The 18,047-nt window shown below is 35.9% G+C and carries 17 protein-coding genes; 2 read left to right on the top strand and 15 right to left on the bottom strand.

Annotation, left to right across the window (positions count from 1 at the left end; translation table 11 throughout):
• Window positions 1-324 precede the first annotated feature (324 nt).
• The 5 genes from AC4GZ8_RS02975 to AC4GZ8_RS02955 form a co-directional block, all read right to left on the bottom strand.
• Entirely contained in the window at window positions 325-1,608 is a 1,284-nt protein-coding gene (locus AC4GZ8_RS02975; RefSeq protein ID WP_491080311.1) for a TRAP transporter large permease, read from the bottom strand.
• Window position 1,609: 1 nt separating this feature from the next.
• Complete coding sequence (locus AC4GZ8_RS02970; protein ID WP_491080310.1) at window positions 1,610-2,092, bottom strand: TRAP transporter small permease; 483 nt, start codon at window positions 2,090-2,092, stop codon at window positions 1,610-1,612.
• Between the two features lie 105 nt (window positions 2,093-2,197).
• Complete coding sequence (locus AC4GZ8_RS02965) at window positions 2,198-3,235, bottom strand: C4-dicarboxylate TRAP transporter substrate-binding protein (protein ID WP_491080309.1); 1,038 nt, start codon at window positions 3,233-3,235, stop codon at window positions 2,198-2,200.
• 81 nt (window positions 3,236-3,316) lie between these two features.
• Window positions 3,317-4,486, bottom strand: coding sequence for a UxaA family hydrolase (locus AC4GZ8_RS02960; protein ID WP_491080418.1), 1,170 nt, complete (start codon window positions 4,484-4,486; stop codon window positions 3,317-3,319).
• Window positions 4,479-4,817, bottom strand: a complete 339-nt coding sequence (locus AC4GZ8_RS02955; RefSeq protein ID WP_491080308.1) for a UxaA family hydrolase — start codon at window positions 4,815-4,817, stop codon at window positions 4,479-4,481. The genes AC4GZ8_RS02960 and AC4GZ8_RS02955 overlap by 8 nt, the downstream gene beginning before the upstream one ends.
• Before the next feature lie 331 nt (window positions 4,818-5,148).
• On the opposite strand from AC4GZ8_RS02955, the gene AC4GZ8_RS02950 reads away from it, so the two are divergent.
• The gene (locus AC4GZ8_RS02950) at window positions 5,149-5,853 is read left to right on the top strand and encodes a FadR/GntR family transcriptional regulator (protein ID WP_491080307.1); all 705 of its coding nucleotides are present in this window, start codon (window positions 5,149-5,151) and stop codon (window positions 5,851-5,853) included.
• 126 nt (window positions 5,854-5,979) lie between these two features.
• On the opposite strand, the gene AC4GZ8_RS02945 is transcribed toward AC4GZ8_RS02950, so the two are convergent.
• Genes AC4GZ8_RS02945 through AC4GZ8_RS02935 form a run of 3 tightly spaced genes read right to left on the bottom strand, consistent with a single transcriptional unit; the run spans window position 5,980 to window position 8,722 of the window.
• Window positions 5,980-6,870, bottom strand: a complete 891-nt coding sequence (locus AC4GZ8_RS02945; RefSeq protein ID WP_491080306.1) for a fumarylacetoacetate hydrolase family protein — start codon at window positions 6,868-6,870, stop codon at window positions 5,980-5,982.
• Between the two features lie 49 nt (window positions 6,871-6,919).
• The gene (locus AC4GZ8_RS02940) at window positions 6,920-7,690 is read right to left on the bottom strand and encodes an SDR family NAD(P)-dependent oxidoreductase (RefSeq protein WP_491080305.1); all 771 of its coding nucleotides are present in this window, start codon (window positions 7,688-7,690) and stop codon (window positions 6,920-6,922) included.
• Window positions 7,691-7,708: 18 nt separating this feature from the next.
• A complete protein-coding gene (locus AC4GZ8_RS02935) occupies window positions 7,709-8,722 on the bottom strand; it encodes a zinc-binding alcohol dehydrogenase family protein (RefSeq protein WP_491080304.1) in 1,014 nt (337 codons plus the stop codon).
• A 286-nt stretch (window positions 8,723-9,008) separates the two neighbouring features.
• Here AC4GZ8_RS02935 and AC4GZ8_RS02930 point away from each other — a divergent pair, with 286 nt between their 5' ends.
• Window positions 9,009-9,875 carry an AraC family transcriptional regulator gene (locus tag AC4GZ8_RS02930; protein WP_491080303.1) on the top strand — a complete coding sequence of 289 codons (867 nt, stop codon included), beginning with the start codon at window positions 9,009-9,011 and terminating at the stop codon, window positions 9,873-9,875.
• Between the two features lie 365 nt (window positions 9,876-10,240).
• Here the strand turns inward: AC4GZ8_RS02930 and gucD are convergent, their stop codons facing one another.
• From gucD to AC4GZ8_RS02895, 7 genes are all read right to left on the bottom strand, one after another.
• On the bottom strand, window positions 10,241-11,713 hold the full coding sequence (gene gucD, locus AC4GZ8_RS02925) for an alpha-ketoglutaric semialdehyde dehydrogenase GucD (RefSeq protein WP_491080302.1): 1,473 nt from the start codon (window positions 11,711-11,713) through the stop codon (window positions 10,241-10,243).
• Window positions 11,714-11,776: 63 nt separating this feature from the next.
• A complete protein-coding gene (locus AC4GZ8_RS02920) occupies window positions 11,777-12,673 on the bottom strand; it encodes a fumarylacetoacetate hydrolase family protein (RefSeq protein WP_491080301.1) in 897 nt (298 codons plus the stop codon).
• Window positions 12,674-12,746: 73 nt separating this feature from the next.
• Window positions 12,747-13,514 carry an IclR family transcriptional regulator gene (locus AC4GZ8_RS02915; RefSeq protein WP_491080300.1) on the bottom strand — a complete coding sequence of 256 codons (768 nt, stop codon included), beginning with the start codon at window positions 13,512-13,514 and terminating at the stop codon, window positions 12,747-12,749.
• Between the two features lie 556 nt (window positions 13,515-14,070).
• On the bottom strand, window positions 14,071-15,045 hold the full coding sequence (locus tag AC4GZ8_RS02910; protein WP_491080299.1) for a Gfo/Idh/MocA family protein: 975 nt from the start codon (window positions 15,043-15,045) through the stop codon (window positions 14,071-14,073).
• 138 nt (window positions 15,046-15,183) lie between these two features.
• Window positions 15,184-16,002 carry a sugar phosphate isomerase/epimerase family protein gene (locus AC4GZ8_RS02905; protein ID WP_491080298.1) on the bottom strand — a complete coding sequence of 273 codons (819 nt, stop codon included), beginning with the start codon at window positions 16,000-16,002 and terminating at the stop codon, window positions 15,184-15,186.
• A 60-nt stretch (window positions 16,003-16,062) separates the two neighbouring features.
• Window positions 16,063-17,034, bottom strand: coding sequence for a Gfo/Idh/MocA family protein (locus AC4GZ8_RS02900; RefSeq protein ID WP_491080297.1), 972 nt, complete (start codon window positions 17,032-17,034; stop codon window positions 16,063-16,065).
• Window positions 17,031-18,041 (bottom strand): Gfo/Idh/MocA family protein, encoded by a 1,011-nt coding sequence (locus tag AC4GZ8_RS02895; protein WP_491080296.1) that lies wholly within the window; start codon window positions 18,039-18,041, stop codon window positions 17,031-17,033. Before AC4GZ8_RS02895 ends, AC4GZ8_RS02900 begins: the two co-directional genes overlap by 4 nt.
• Window positions 18,042-18,047 lie beyond the last annotated feature (6 nt).

Raw genomic sequence — 18,047 nt, 5'->3', positions numbered from 1 at the left:
ATATCTATTTAAATTATGTTAATTATTAGAAATATTTCTCATCTTACTATAATAGCACATCTAAGATCAATTTAGAGCCGTATAAAGATTTTGAGAAATCCAAAAATAAGGTAAAATAAATATTTATCCAAAAGTTATGAATCTATCATTTCCTGGTGAACAAAAAAAACGATACTTAAGTACCGTCTTTCCTTACATATTACTAGACAAACATCACTTTCATTGACGTTTGTTAAAGAGCAAAAATCAATAGCTCCAGCTCTTCCGAAACCTGAGATGCTTCCAATAATCCAGACAACTTCCCCTTTAAATAAATTTATCTTCTTATTTAAAAGCAGTTGGCAACCAGAGAGAAATACTTGGCACAAACGCAATTAACAACGCTGCGATTATCAAGATTATTAGGAAAGGTATGCTGCTTTTAATAAAATCTTCAATCTTAGTACCTGTAATCGAACAGGTAGTGAACATGATCGTACCAAGTGGCGGTGTCATTGTTCCTATACTTATACAAATGATAAAGAAAATACCGAAATGTACGGGATCAATTCCATATTGTGCAAGCATTGGCATGAATAACGGAGTAAGAATAATAATCGATACGTTTCCTTCAATAAACATCCCTACTACTAATAGAAAAGCAATAACAACTAGGAAGAACAGGATAGGTGATGAGACATTTGTTACCATAAACTCAGTCATTTTTTGTGGTACTTGCTCTAACGTTAAGACCCAAGCAAAGGCAGAGCCCGCTGCTATAATGATGATAATCGAAGCTGCAGTATGTACAGTCTCGACAAGTGCGCGTACCAGCTGCTTTAGTTTCATTTCACGATAGATAACTAACCCTAGGAATAAAGCATAAAATACAGCAATAGCTCCTGCCTCTGTTGCGCTAAAAACCCCTAAACGAATCCCACCAATAATAATAACTGGTAACAATAGGGCAAAAAAAGCATCCTTAAAAGATAGTAATAAGTCTTTTGCTGTAAAATGTTCCTTATTGTCTGTTTCGAGATGATGTTTTTTTGAATAAAAATGAACATAAATCATGAAAATGATACATAAAACAATTCCTGGTAAAACTCCAGCAAGAAATAATGAACCAATTGAAATATTTCCAACATATCCATACATGATTAAGGCAATTCCTGGTGGAATAATCGGTGTAATTAATGAAGTTGAGGCTGTTAGTACAGTTGCAAACGAACGACTATACCCCTTTTTTTCCATTTCAGGAACTAAAATTTTTGATTGCATGGCAGCATCTGCAATATTTGAGCCGGATAATCCGCCCATAAGGGTACTTAAAACAACATTTACCTGTGCTAATGAACCAGGCAATCGATTCGTTAAAATTTGAGCAAATCTCAACATTCTAGATGTAATTCCTGTGTAATTCATTAGAATCCCTGCTGTAATAAAGAAAATAATCGCTAATAGAGGAACCGATTCAATACCTCCGACCATTCGTTGAATCAAAATAGATGTTGAAAAACTATCAATAAAAAAGAAATATACCGCGGTACTCACGATCAGTGCAAAAGCTATGGGTACGTTTAATAAAAACAATATTAGAAGAACAGATAGGACGACAGTTAAAGCCACTTTATTCTCCCCCTTTATTAATAAGCTCAGCTTTTAAACTTCTAATGAGTAATCGGGTAAAATGAATTGCTGTTAAAACTCCCCCAATTGGTACAGCAATATCTATATATTGGTAGCTTATTGCTAAAATCGGGGTTACTTTACTTTGTGCTTGTGCTGTTAAAGTACTTCCAAGATAGATTAAAACATAGAAAAGGGCTGAATAAATGGCGAGGGCCCTAATAATGATTGCGGTAATTTTTAGAGGACGCGGCATTTTATTGACAAAATAATCTACTCCTATATGGTTTTCACGCTTCATGGCTGAACTCATCCCAACAAAAACAAGCCAAATAAATAATCCAACTGAAATTTCTTCCGCCCATGCAATAGGACTATTTAATACAAAACGAAAAAAAACATTCATCACAGTAAGGACGATTATTACAGCGAGTGCCAGTGTTGAAATGATATCATCAATGGGATCAAATATCTTTTTAAACATAATTTTCCCCCTTTTACCTACTATTTTCATCTTAATTTTTTACTAAATTTGATCTAAGAAAGCAGGATTCTCACATTGAGAAATCCTACTTTCGTTTATCCAATACTAGGATTTATTTTTAAGTAAGTTTTGGATTTCCTCGTATAGTCCTGGAGTCCAATCTGGAAACGCTTTATACACGCTGTCTACTTTTGCTTTGAAAGGTTCGATCTCCACTTCATGAACTTCTACACCCTCGTTTTTAAATTCTTCTAATACTTTCTCTGTTTCTTCTTCTAATACAGTACGTCCATATTTAGCAGCTTCATTGCCCGTTTCTTTTAAAATGTCTACTACATCAGCTGGTAATGATTCGATAAATCCTGTTCCAGCAATCCAAGATGTAATAAATTTTTGGTGACCAGTTAAAGTTAAATGTTTTGAAATTTCTTGTGCTTTTACCCCTTGTAATACTGGTAGTGGATTTTCGGCTCCATCAATCAACCCTTGTTGCAGGGAAGTATACAAATCTCCTAATGGAGTTGGTGTTGCCGTTGCTCCTAATGCTTCAAATGTTTTGATTGACATTTGGTTATTTGGGACACGGATCTTTAACCCTGCTAATTCCTCAGGTGTTGTTACTTTTTCATTGGTCATTAGATGCCGGATACCATAGACAGTGTTACCGTTTACAATTTCGATGTCTTGTTCTCTTAATTTATCTGTTAAATCGGCAAACCAATCAGTGGTAGTTAAGTACACTAAATCATCTACATTTTCAGTTAAGTATGGAGCTGTAAGAATACCTGCATCTGGAACATAATCCATTAAAAAGTCATAACCAGCCATGACAATGACGTTATTCCCCATCTTCGCCTGTTCGACAACATCCTTTTCAGCACCTAACTGCGAACTTGGATAAAGATTTAATACGATTTGCCCATCACTTGCTTCAGAAGCTAATTCTTTCCACTTATTTGCAAGTTGATCAATTGGCTCACCTGGTTGGTTCCCATATGCAACATTAATTTCAATTTTGTCTTGGTTTTTAGAATCTTCAGCTTCTCCGCCACTTGATGAGGAAGTACTCGAAGTTCCTGAAGAACAAGCACTTACAACAATCAATAAAAATACCATTAAAGCCGATAATAATGATTTTTTCATTTTCCATACCCCTTTTCTTTAGACTGTTTTTATTGAGGAGACAGCTTAACTAACACACTTTTGTCTCCATTGAAACTTCTCTTAAAATGTTGGGCCAATTCTCCAGATCCCAAAATCATGTTGTTTAAGTATTTCTGCTTTTGTAAGCTTTCCTGAGCAAACGAGCCCTATTTCATCAAAAATTCGCTTTCCAACATCTTCTACTGTTTCTTTCCCATCAATGATCGTTCCAGCATCAAGATCCATATTTTCAGACATTCTTTCGAACATTGGAGTATTCGTAGATATTTTAATAACTGGAGCAATCGGTGAACCTGTAGGTGTTCCTCTCCCGCTAGTAAACAAAACCACTTGAGCACCACCTGCAACCATACCTGTTAGTTGTTCAATATCATGTCCAGGTGTATCCATCCAAACCAACCCTTTTTCCGTTGGAGCTTCAGCATAATCTATGATCTCATTTAATTGACTTTTTCCTGCCTTATTTGCAGCCCCTAAGGATTTCTCTTCTAATGAACTTAATCCGCCTTTTATGTTTCCAGGGCTAGGATTTCCTGTTCTTATATCAACACCCATTAATATTGATCGGTTTTCCATCGCATTAATAATTTCATATGCGCGTTTAGCAACTCTATCATTTTTAGCACGGTTTGCTAGTAAATGTTCTGCTCCTATTAATTCGGTCGTTTCGGCTAAGATTGCAGTGCCTCCCTTTTCTACAATCATATCGCTAACTACCCCAACCGCAGGATTTGCGGATAATCCTGAGCATGCATCAGAGCCGCCACATTCTGTTCCAATAATTAATTCACTAAAATCGCACCATTCTCTCATTTGAGCAGAAGCTTCCTGTACTAGTTTAGTAGCTGCTTTTGCTCCTTCAGCAATTGCCGATAATGTACCGCCATAATCTTGAATTGAAACTGTTTCAACACGTTTACCTGTTTTAGCAATTTCACTTGCAACACTTCTAGCTTGGTGTGTTTCACAGCCTAATCCTAAAACCACAACCCCATAAACATTTGGGTTAAGTCCTAATCCGACATATGTACGGAACGTTTGTTCATAATCTACTCCCACTTGAGCACAACCATGTTGATGAATAAAAGAAACGGTCCCATGTACAAGTTCAGTAATTTGTTTTGCAGCCTGAGTAGCGCAAGTTATTGTTGGTAAGATAAGAACATGATTTCTTACCCCTACTTTTCCATCGTGACGTCTATATCCTAGAAATTTACCTTCATTATCCATTGTCAACAACTTTATCACCTCTTCCTCTCACACCTTCTAAATTGTGAACATGCACGTGTTCGCCTTCTTCTATATCGATTACTGCTTTTCCAATTACTTCTCCATATTTTAAAATATTAGATCCAGCTGATATCGGTATAACGGCAAATTTATGCCCAAAAAATATCGTTTCCTTTACTATAATTTCTTTTGTTCTCTGATCGGGAAAAGCAACGGTTAATTTGGTATTAGCTGGTATCTCCTCTAGTGCCACAGCTACACTGTCATCAGGTCTCATTATGATCGAGCGATAGGTTTTTTCCTTCAAAGTCATCATTTCTCCCTTATTCATTGTTAAGTACCATCGTTTTTAATAACAGGTAAATCAGGTATCAGGTGGTATGGTAGTACCACAATCTAACTATTAATCATTCAAAAATATCCAGCAAAGCGGCTCTTGAGAATAACAGCGCTTTCAAAATAGATTGTTGTCTGGTGGTACCAGTACAAAATTAATGATATCACCCAAATAATGCTATTTCAACTTGATTTTTGTATTTTTTAAAATTTTATAAATTTACTGATAAATCGACAATTAAAACTTTCTTTTGGAATTCATTTTCATTAAAATAGTGACAAGTGGTATATTGGTAATACCAGTCTATTGAAAAGGTGGTTCTATAATGGTTAAGATTAATCCGATAAAAAGAGTAACAGTGACTGAACAAGTCATGGAACAAATTGCTTCTTGGATCACATCAAATGAATTAAATCCAGGTGATAAACTTCCTAATGAACGTTTATTAGCACAGGAATTTGGAGTGAATCGAGGGAGAATTCGTGAATCTTTACGCGCCCTTGCCCTAATTGGGTTGATTACAATTAAACCCGGTGAAGGCAGCTTTGTAAATAAAAGCGAATCTCCAATTCCTGCTGAAACCATTGGCTGGATGTATTATAACGAAATAGACAATTTAGACGAAATATATGCTGCTCGAAAATTAATTGAATCTGAGGTTTTTCTAGAAGCATCTAAACATATGAGTGATGATGATATAAGTGTCCTAGAAAAAACGTTGCATCAATTGAAACGTTTATCCGTTAAAGAAAAAGACATTAGAGAATTCCAGCAATTGCTTGACGAATTCGATTTACACATGGGACTTTGTAGTAAAAACAAAATATATAACAAATTAATGCAAACAATTGTTCACCTGCGTCATGAATCGATGTTAAAAATTCTTAATATCCCAGGTGCATGGGAAAATAGTATTGAATCAAGAACAAAACTTGTACTAGCTATAAAAGATCATGATGATGAAATGATAAAAGAAGCTATTAATCTAAATTTCACAAGAGCAAAACAATTCTATCGAAAAGCAGATTAAATATATATTACACTTATTCATTTTTCACACGTTATTTATCGTCAAAACGAGAATCGTCATTTATTTAAGACTAAATTGTTTCCCCGAAAGACATAGGCCACTTTCGGGAAACATCTACGTTTTGCATTAAACTTCTTGTATAAATGAATTTGTTAAACTCCCCAGCTTTTCAATTTCAATCGTAACCTCATCTCCTTCTTTTAAATAAACCCTTTCTTCTTCCGGCATTCCTAAAATGACACCCTCAGGCGTACCTGTAAAAATAATATCCCCTGGACTTAGTGTCATATGGTCAGAAATATAGCTAACAATTTCATGACACTTAAAAATCATATCTGACGTATTAGAGTTTTGTCGTATTTTTCCGTTAACAATTGCCTTTATATTCAACTCATTTGGATTCCCAACCTCATCACTCGTGACTAAATATGGACCTATCGGGCTAAATCCATCACAAGATTTACCTAGTAACCATTGGGGAGTACGGAATTGTAAATCGCGAGAAGATAAATCATTCGCATTGCAATAACCAAAAACATAATCCAAAGCATCTTCTTTTGAGACACGCTTTGCTTCCTTGCCAATTACTATAGCCAACTCTGCCTCATAATCATTTTCTAAAGAATTGAACGGCAGACTGATTGTGTCATGATGGGCTGAAATGGTATTGTCGAATTTATTAAAAAGAATCGGGTATTCTGGCAATGGCATATTTGATTCTTCCGCATGTTTTTTATAATTAAGCCCTACACAAATGATCTTCCCTGGTTTAGGAACAGCTGGGCCAAACGTAATTTCTTTTTCATCTAAAAAGATGCTTTCATCTCCTTGTTCTAGCCCTGCTTTTACTAATGCTTGAAGAGCTTCAACCTTGCTATGATGACGAAGAGTTTCTTCTATTGAATTTGGTACTTCTAAATTCAAACGTTTTGCCGCTTCTTCAACATGTAAAACACCTTTTTCAGTTTTAATTCCAAGCTTTAATTTGTTTTCTTGTTTAAAAGTTAATAATTTCAATGTTATGTTCCTCCAAATCTTTTAATAGAATTGATTACTAGTTATCTACTTAACTAGATTTACCATTTACAACTCCGCCGTCGATCATAAACGGGGATCCCATCATAAACTTCGATTCATCCGAAGCTAAATATAGTGCTGCATATGCTACATCTATCGGCTTACCCAAATCTCCACTTAATTGTCTTTCTTTAATTTTTGCAATGGCATTCTCCGGGTTAGGATCATTTGATAAGTAGTCTTCAACAAAAGGGGTATAAATCGTCCCTGGCATTAAAGCGTTTACCCTTATGTTATACGGGGCATAATCAACTTGCATTGATTTTGTTAATGATAAAACAGCTCCCTTACTTGCTGCATAGGATGCTCGATTTGCTAATCCTATTTCTGCAATACATGATGACATATTGATGATTGAACCATTTTTGTTTTTCATCAAGATAGGTACAATCGCCTTTGAAACAAGGAATACACCTGTAACATTAACATCAAGTACTTTTTTCCAAGTTTTTAATTCTATTTCATGCAGAGGGCCAATCCCACTAATTCCTGCATTATTAAACAAAATATCTAATGATTTATATTCTTTTTTTATTATTTCTGCCATTTCTGCGACATTATCTTCATCCGTTACATCGACTTTTATAAATGATGCCTCACCTTTATTCTCTTTTATTTCCAGTATCGTTGCATTTCCTGATTCTTCATTATTGTCAGCAACAATAACATGTGCTCCTTCTTTCGCAAATAGTAATGCTGTTTCTTTGCCTATTCCAGAACCCGCTCCCGTAATTAAAGCCATTTTATTTTTTAACCTCATTCTGTTTCCTCCATTTGGTTATACTTCAATAATAGCTTTTATTGTATTGTTTACTGGATTCGTAACTTCTTCAAAATCGGTCACTATATCATCTAATGTAAACCGTTTTGTAATCATCCGATTCACATCAATGTCTCCATTTTTCATACACGAAATAACGTACTCGAAGTCTTCAGGTGTTGCATTTCGACTTCCCAGTAAACTCATTTCCCTTTTATGGAATTCGGGATCATTAAATGATAGATCATCCTTTACGAGACCAACATAGACTAGTTGTCCTCCATGACTAACATATTGAAAAGCATTCATCATGGATGACTTATTACCTGTAACATCAAAAACAACTTCTGGAAAATCACCATTTGTCATTTTAGCTATTTCTTCAACTGGATCTTTCCGTGCATGAATCGTAAAATCAACGTGTGCCCAATCTTTACAAAATTGCAATCGCTCTTCGTTAATATCCATAGCTATCACTTTTGCACCTGCAAGCTTTGCGAATTTCATTACACCTAATCCAATTGGCCCTCCACCAATAACAAGAGCGAATTGATGTTCCTCAAGTTTTGCACGCCTTACTGCATGCGCTCCGATACTCAAAGGCTCAATCATTGCAGCCTTATCAAAACTAATGCCATTTACTTTTAATACATGATCAATAGGTAATTTGATATACTCCTTCATTCCCCCATCAATATGAACTCCGAATACTTTCATATTTGTACAACAATTCATTTTTCCTTTACGGCATGCAATACATTTTCCACATTCTAAAAAAGGAATAATGGCAACTAAATCACCAGCTTTTAAATCACGATCATTCATACCAACTTCAACTATTTCACCAGATAATTCATGCCCTAATACTCTTGGATATGTAAAAAATGGCTGATTCCCATAAAAGGCGTGAATATCTGTTCCACATATCCCTATCCTCTTAACTTTTATAAGCACTTCATCTTTCTTTATCTTTGGAACATCTTCTTCTTTTACGGTAAATCGCCTTGGTTCTTCACAACTTATGACTTTCATAGTGTCACACCCTTTTGGAAAGACTTTCGATTGAACTTTTTGCTACTCTTAATTAACCGATATTAAACTTATTAATCTTTTATCTGATTTTAACGCGCTATGAAACCTTGACCATTCTTATCGTTTAAGTCAAACTCCTTTACCTATTAATGATCCAATTTAACGGAAGCGCTTTAATTGCATTATATACATCATTTTCTGAAAGTTAAATTGCGTATATTGCTAATTTATACCCTATTTTGATATGTTATAAGAAATAACAGTCTTGTTGAAGGAGCATAGTAGGATGAAGCCTTTTAAGAAAAATTTCCATTCAGAAACCTTTTTTCCATTTAAATTTGACTATCGTCAAACAAAAACCCCAAAAAGCGAGTTACCGAATCACTTTCATGATTGGTATGAAATCGTTTATGTTTACGGAGGAAAAGGCACCTTTTTCATCGATTACAGTTTCATAGATATGGAAAAGGGAGATATTTTTGTCATCCCTGCAAATACCATTCACTATTCCATCCCAAATTCCGAGAGTCCCATAACTTCAACGGCCATTTTTTTTAACCCTCTATTAATGACAAACCTAAGCTCTAGAGACACATTTTCTTTTTTACATATTTTTGATGAAAGCTCACGTTTGAATAATTATCGTTATTCATTAAATAACGAGCAGCAAAAACAACTAGAGTCTATGATTGAAAATATAGATCATGAGTTTACTCATAAAAAATCAGGCTATAATCAAGCCGCTCTTATACAACTGCAGTTAATACTTCTGCTCTTAAATCGTTCAATCATCCATCAACATTCACCTTATACAGCTACACAAAAAGCCATTCCTAAGTGGTTAAGTATGATACTGGAATATATAGAAGATCACTTTTCTGAAAAAATTACTCTATCTTTTCTTGCAGAATACGGGAATGTTAGCTCAGCACACCTAAGCCGGGTATTCAAACAAATGACAGGGTTAAATGTATCAGAATATATCAAAATGAAAAAAATCTTAAATGCCAAACAATTATTACTTAAAACAGAAGAAAATGTTTCAAGTATTGCTGAACAATGCGGATTTGAAAGCATGCCCTATTTCCATCGAACTTTTAAAAAAATAATGGACATGACACCTTCGCAATATCGACATTCAACAAAAGCTTAGGTTTATGTATTCTCCCTAATCAGTGCGGGCTTTTAAGTTCCTGCACCTCATGAAAAGTAGCCTCGGATTATTAATCAACCCGAGGCTTTAGAAAAATGATCAGAACATATTTACTTCTTTTATTTGAGGTTCTGTTAAACTTGGCTGTTGATTTCCGTTACGGGAATTAGCTTTCCGCGGCGGTCCCGGAGCCTCCTCGGCGTAAACGCCTGTGAGGTCTCCCTTTGACACGCTTCTCCCGCAGGAGTCTCATGCCCTCCACTTCAATTAACAAAGTGCAAAAAATATTATTGAGCTTTAACACAACCTGCTTTTAAATATAGGGCTATATATAAATAGGCAATTCATAGCTTACAATATAAGCTTTAAGACCCCTTTACAAAAACAGTCTTAATTGATGTATAGAATTCTTTTGCAGCTTGACCTTGTTCACGAGAGCCTGTACTTGAGGCCTTCATACCTCCAAATGGAGCTTGCAGCTCAACACCGGCACTTTCAGCATTTACTCGAACAAGACCTGCCTCCATATCATCAATAAATGTTAATAATGAACTAATATTTCTTGTGAAGATAGATGCACTTAATCCGTATTTAGAATCATTTGCAACTTCAATGGCTTGATCTAACGAATTGACTTTAAATAAAGCTAATACAGGTCCAAAAATTTCTTCTTGGGCAATAATCATATTAGAGTTTACATTTTCAAAGACTGCTGGACGAACATAATAACCATTTTGATATTCGTCACCTGTTAACACTTCACCACCATAAATAAGTGATGCACCTTCTTGCTTCCCTTTTTCAATATAGCTGCATACAGTGTTGAATTGGCCTTCACTTGCACAAGGCCCCATCCAAATACCCTCTTTCAAACCATCGCCAATTGTAATTTCATCAATTTTCTCAAGTAATAGCTCTTTAAATTCATCATAGACATCTGACTCAACAATGACACGACTTGTTGCTGTACATTTTTGCCCGGTAGACTTTAAACCGCCGCTTAATACCGCATCAACTGCTAAATGTAAATCGGCATCCTTTACTACGATTACTGGATTTTTTCCACCCATTTCAAGCTGGTACTTAATACCTCTCTCAGTTGCGGACCTTGCAACATTTTTACCAACACCTTCAGAACCTGTAAATGTAATACCGTTAAGAAGTGGATGATCGATAAGTCCTTGACCAATAACTGACCCTGAACCTGTAATAAAATTAAGAACACCCTTTGGAAAACCGGCTTTTGTAAAGCATTCGACAACTTTAGCAGCCGTTACTGCCGCCTCTGTAGCTGGTTTAAACACAACAGTATTTCCATACACTAACGCTGGGGCAATTTTCCAAATAGGAATCGCTACCGGGAAGTTCCATGGAGTAATAACACCGACAACACCAAGAGGAGTTCTTTTCGTAAACATAAGTGCTTCAGGATCTGTTGATGGAATTGTATCTCCGTCTGAACGCATTCCTTCTCCTGCATAATAACGCAAAATGGCAACTCCTCTTGCTGTTTCACCTTTTGCCTCGGGTAATGTTTTACCCATTTCACGCGTCATGGTTTCTGCGATATCCTCAAGGTTTTCTTCTAGAATATCGGCTACTTTATATAACAATTGTCCACGTGCTGCCTGACCTAACTTACGCCACCCTTTTTTGGCATTGTGTGCCGCATTTACAGCTTCGTCTAAATCAGCCTTTGATGATTTTTGTACATTCCCTACAATCTCATCTTTATTTGCGGGATTATAGCTCGCAATCACATCATGATCAGAAGATTGTTTCCATTCATTATTAATATAATTTAAAAATGTTTGTGTTGCTGTTTTCGTTTGACTCACAATAATCCACTCCCTATAAAAAATTAATTTTTTTAACTCCCAAAGTGATGAATAAAATCACCCTTAGTTAGCAACAGATTCTTTTTTCACTAATTGTTTAACTGGATTTCTAAGAGTGCCAACTCCTGAAATTTCAATTTCAATTGTATCCCCGTCCTTTAATGTGAATTCATTAGGAGGAACGACGCAAGTTCCAGTTAACAATACTGTGCCATCAAAAATTTCGTTATCAAGTACTAAGTATGAAACTAATTCAACCAGCTTTCTTTTTAATTGATTTACTCCTGCCATTCCCTCAAACACCTTTTCGTCACGACGGAAAATGCGGCAAGTAATGGTTAATTCATATGGATTCTCTACTGCATCCGCTAATAAGATTGCTGGTCCAATTGAGCAAGAATTCTTCCACATTTTTGCTTGTGGGAGATAAAGAGGATTTTCCCCTTCAATATCACGGCAACTCATATCATTCCCGGCTATATAGCCTAAAATTTTTCCTTCTTTATCAATAACTAATCCTAATTCCGGCTCAGGAATTTGCCAGTTCGAATCTGAACGAAGATAAACATCTTGGCCCGGACCAACTGTACGTGCAGCTGTTGATTTAAAGAAAATTTCCGGACGCTCGGCATCATAAACTTTATCATAAAACGTAGTAGCATCCAGTTTCCCCTCTGTTGCTTCATAATTTCTAGCATCACGGCTTTTTTCATAAGTCACTCCAGATGCCCATACTTCCGGCGCATCTAGCGGTGTTGTAAGGATCATATTTTCATATTTTTCAACAGGCTCATTAGCAGTAAACTCTTGAGCTAATGCTAACGGTGTCTTTCCTTGTTTCTCTGCTTCGTTAACAAAAGTCATAAAATCAGGGTATGGTAAGTCAAAAACAAAACTCTCCTTATTAACTGCTGCTAATTGAAGTGCGGCTTCATTCTTCTTATAACGGATTATTCTCATTAAAAACCCTCCTGTTTTATATTATAAAACTCAGTTTTAATATATAGATAAAAATAGGCTAAAGCCCATTTCATCATATCCTTTTATATCCATACCCTAGAGAAACGGATATTTGCTCACCTGTTTCTTTTAATAAAGCTTTGTACTTATTTATGATTTCGTCTGTTGCCTTTGAAACTGACATAGACATACTAATGGCTGCGATGACCTTTTCTGTATGATCCATGATTGGAACAGCCAAACAAAAGATTCCAGGTTCATTTTCTTCATTGTCTACAGCAAATCCATTATTACGTACGCTTTGTAGTTCACTCAAAAACTCTTCTTTATCCGTGATCGTTTTTTCTGTACTTCTAGTAAACTGATAGTTTGTCAAGATATTCTCGATATCACGATCATCTTTAAAAGCTACTAATGCTTTTCCAACTGCACTTGTATGTATAGGAACACGCCGACCAATTTTTGAATAAAGCACAGTCACTCCACGACCTTCTACTTTATCAATATATACGCCTTCCTGGCCATCTAATATGACCAAATGGACGGTATAATTGGTTTTAGCAGACACCAATTCTAAATACTTTCTAGCATTTGTTCGAAGATCTATATTTTCGATGACATAATTCCCTCGTTCAAACAATTTAAGGCCTAAGGAATACTTTCCATTCTCTTCATTTTGTTTAATATAACGATGGGTCTGTAATGTTTTTAGTAATGAATGAATTGTACTTTTATGGAGATTCATCCGTTTACTAATCTCTGTCATGCTTAATTCGTATTCGCGGTCATCAAAAAGTTCTAAAATTCGTAAGGCTCGATCTACAGATTGGATAATTGGCAAATTTCTCATTCCTTCTTTGGTAAATAAACGATTTTACACAGTTATATATCATAATTTACATTACTAGAAATTACGACTGATATTGATATTCCAGATATTGTGATCGCACCTTTTAAGGAACACTAATTGATAAAATGTGTATTTGTTTAAAAACCGCTTTTATACCGCTTACATTTTTGGATTCCATATAATTGTTTTATAATATAAAACGGATTTTGATATTACAGAACCGATATGTTTACAGTACAACATTTTGGTTAAATTTTCAATATGAAATTTTGAATCTTCTCAACATTTAGTGCAGACAGTTAAAAGTCAGGAAAAATATGGATAGAATAAAAATCTACCCCTAAAGTAGATTACTATACTACACTAGGGGACGAAAATTTATTGTCATTTCTAATGTTTATATTAATCAAAAGCTGATAAAGTCCTTTTATCGATTTTAATCGTAACATTACAATGTGCTTGCGGTACATTCTACTTTTAATTCTGTCTTTGGATTGTATTAAAACATGTACAAGTTAAGTCATTGATACTCTTTGGACTTACATTTTTAAGACACATTATTTATTCTCATAGATTTACCTTTTTCCTTTGATGTATTTGCCGCAAGTGTCACAGTGAGTGTTTTAAGTCCATTTTCGTAAGAAGAAAGAATGTAATCTTTATTTTTTGTTTTCACAGCTTCTATAAAGGCATGATCTTGTTCTTCATAGAAATCCACCTTTGATTTATAGGTGGTACTTTTATTTCCTTCAACAATTGTTACATCAGTTCCATTTACTTCGACCCGGAAACCTTTTCCAATTAACTCTATTCCCATTCGGTGATCCGGCTGGGTTAGTGAACAATCTAAATGGCCGACGGCTCCTGTCGTAAAAGTAAAATTAATAGATGATACATCCGGGATATTTATTCTCGAGATATCTTTTAAGACTTGGAGATTCATATCAGCAAAGACCGAATCAATTTCTCCACCTAAATAACGCATTAAATCTACAATATGTGTGGCTTGTTCAACAAGTTGCCCGCCTGATTTCTCCATTTCCCTAAACCATGACGTCTCCACAAAGGATGTTAAATAATAGCCTCGAACCATGGCAATCTCTTTATCTGACAAAAACTCTTTTGCGATTGCAACAGTATCTAAGTAACGTAAACAATACCCTGTTGCACAGAGAATATCGGTATTCTTTATTGCTTCATACTTTTTCTCTACGGATTCAAGATTTATTCCTACCGGTTTTTCTACCATTAGATGTATCCCACGGCGAGCTGCCTTCTCCTCAATGTCACCATGGGCAAACGGAGGAACACAGATAAATAATGCATCCAACTTCTCATCTATAAGCATTTTATCGAAGTCTGTATATGAAGTTGCACCGTATTGTTGCCCTGTGAATCGGGCATTTTCCTCAACAATATCACAAACCGCAACAACCTTTGCATCTGGATTTTTCGAAATATGTCGTAGGTGGACAGCTGCTATCCCTCCTACCCCCACAAATCCAACTCTTACTTTTGACATCATTCTCTTCCCCCCTTAAGGTTTTACACGGAAAACAGAAGATCCTCTGCTTGAAAGATAGCTGAAGAAGAGGATCTGTAACAGTTTTTGCACTATTACCAATAACGTGTTACCATCTTTAATCCAATAATATTCTTCTCAACCAATAATGAGATCCATATGCCGTGATGTATCAAAAGCTAAAGGTCGAGGGTCAAACTTGTATGGGGTTACTTCAGCTGTTATCGGATCATGATAATTAATTTCTCTGAGCGCTTGAATGACATTATGCCAATTTACATTGCCTGCTAGTAATGGGACAAATCCAGTAATGTTTCCTACAGAGGTATTAAAATCCTTGACATGAATCTTTTTAATTCGATGACCTAAAATACGAATCCATTGCTCTGGATAGCCAAACTGTAATACATTTCCAACATCAAAATAAGCTCCAAGATAATCAGACTCAAATTCGTCAATGTATTGCACCATTTCTAGTGGAGATAGTAAAAATTTATTCCATACATTTTCGATTCCAATGGTGACTTGGTTCTTCTCTGCAATTGGGAGGAGTTTTCTTAGTTCAGCTTGACTTCGATCGTAGCATTCAGAATAGGTAATAGTCTCTGATACAACACCTGGAACGACTAGAATCGTATCAATATCCATCATTGCTGCTAATTGAATCTGTTTTTCAATTACTTTTCTCCCTTGTTCCCTGATAGATTCATCCGGATGACTAAGTGGGAAATCCCATAATAACCCAGTTGATAAACTTTTAAGTTTTAAATCATATGAAGATGCAAGCTTTACGATCTTCTTTACATCCTCCTCGGTTGTTTCTATTGTTAGCCCTATTCCGCCTGCTGCATATACATTTAATTCTACTGCATCGAAGCCTGCGTCACGACTATATTCAAATACTTTTTCAAGCGGAGTTCCCTCTGGATAACACCATTGATTGATCCCCTTTAACATGTAGATCCACTCCCTAATAAAGAGGTCATTCTTAAATAATAGAATTGACCTCCACAATTTTTAAATAAGAGAAACTGGCTGTTTCTTTTCTGAAGATTCGTAGGCTGCAATCGCTACTTCTAACGCCTTCAGACCATCTTCTCCAGTGATTGAAGGACTTCTCTTTTCTTTGACTGTTGTAATAAAATCAGCGACTAACGCATCATCCATGTTGTCTCCCCAAAAATCCCATTGTACACCGTCATCACTATACACATTCGTCTTCTGTTCAAAGGCGTCAACTGCTAGAGTCCCGTTAGTTCCAATGATTTCCAAGGTCACATCTCCCCATGTCGGGTACGTTTTATTACGAGACCAGCTACAATCCAATGTAGCAAACATGTTATTATCAAATTCCATTGTCAATAATCCACAATCATCAATATCATACTCAGATATCTTGTTATCCACTTCAGCATAGACTTCCGTTACTTCTGCACCTGTGTACCAACGAATGATATCGACTACATGGACAGTATGATCAATGACTGCACCGCCACCTGATTTTTCCTTATCGACAAACCAACCACCTGGGTTCGTTCCACGATTTGTTCCTTTAATCGCAATAATTTTTCCAAGTTCGCCATTTTCAATGATTTTTTTGGCATTTACAATCGGAGTGTTAAATCTAACAGGAAAAGCCGTCTGAAGAATGACGTTGTTTTCCTTACATACTTGGATCATTTTTTTTGCATCTTCCACTTTAGAAGCTAATGGCTTTTCGCATAGTATATGAATACCTTTTCTAGCAGCACTCACTACATGCTCCATATGAAGACTGTTTTCAGAGGTAATAATAACTGCCTCAATATCTTGATCTAATAATTCGTGAAAATCCAAGTAGTGCTTCGTTTGAAATTTTGAAGCAACTTCTTTGCCCCGATCTTGATTGTCGTCTGCGATTCCAACAAGCTCTATTCCTTTTATTTTTTGTAATGCGTTAGCGTATCCGTATGCATGACCATGAGCAAAACTAATCATTCCGACTTTCATCGAATTACCTCCTTAACTTTCTCCTCATTTAATACAACTGGTTTACCTGTTGCTATTGATTCTAAAGCAGCTAAAGAAATTTCCATTGCTTTCACCGCATCCTCTGCCGTAACAATTGGATGTTCATCCTTCTCAATGCAATGTAAAAAATGCTGTATTTCCATGAAATAAGGATTATCTTTTAATGGACTTTCAGGAACAGCGACTCCTCCAGTACTACTGCTATTTCTACCAGTAACGATAGGCTCAACCTTCGAGCTATCAAATTCAATAATCCCATTAGTTCCAGAAATTTCAAATTTGGTTGTAAAGTTTTGATGTGCCCAAGTGCCTTCGACGTGGGCAATTACGCCGCTTTTAAATCGTAATGTAACGAGAGCATATTCTATTCTTGAGTACACACGACTCTTGCTGCTTTTCGCATATACACGTTTAACCTCACCAAAACACCATCTTAAGTAATCAAAATCATGAATGATCATATCTAAAACTAAGCCGCCGCTACTGTTAAAGTCAGCGTACCAATCATTGGACGCACTAGGAAATCCTCCCCCTCTTGTTGTCCTGACAACCGCTGGAGAACCAATTTTATCCATATCCAGTAATTGCTTTGTTCTGATATACTCTGGGAAAAATCTTACAACATGCCCTACAAATAGCTTAACGTCTTTCTCTTCACAGTAGGCAATCATTTCTTTTGCATCCGCTAACGTTCTTGCAAGAGGCTTTTCGCATACAACATGACTTCCTTGATCAGCAGCCTTCATCAAATATTCTTTATGAAGTGGTGTAGGTAAACAAATCGATACAACATCGATCTTTCCAATACTAGCTACCGCCTCGTCATATGTTCGAAACGCTTTGGCCCCAACCTGTTCTGCCAGCTCCATTGCTTTTGGATAATTACGATCAACTACTCCTACTAACTCAACATTTGTTAATTTTTTATATGCATGAGCATGAACAGATCCCATTGTTCCAGCTCCAATGACTAGTGTTTTAAACACAAAAAA

It is taken from the genome of Metabacillus sp. RB-C-LZQ-3-1 (assembly GCF_058315175.1).
This window is presented reverse-complemented; position numbering and strand designations above follow the sequence as displayed.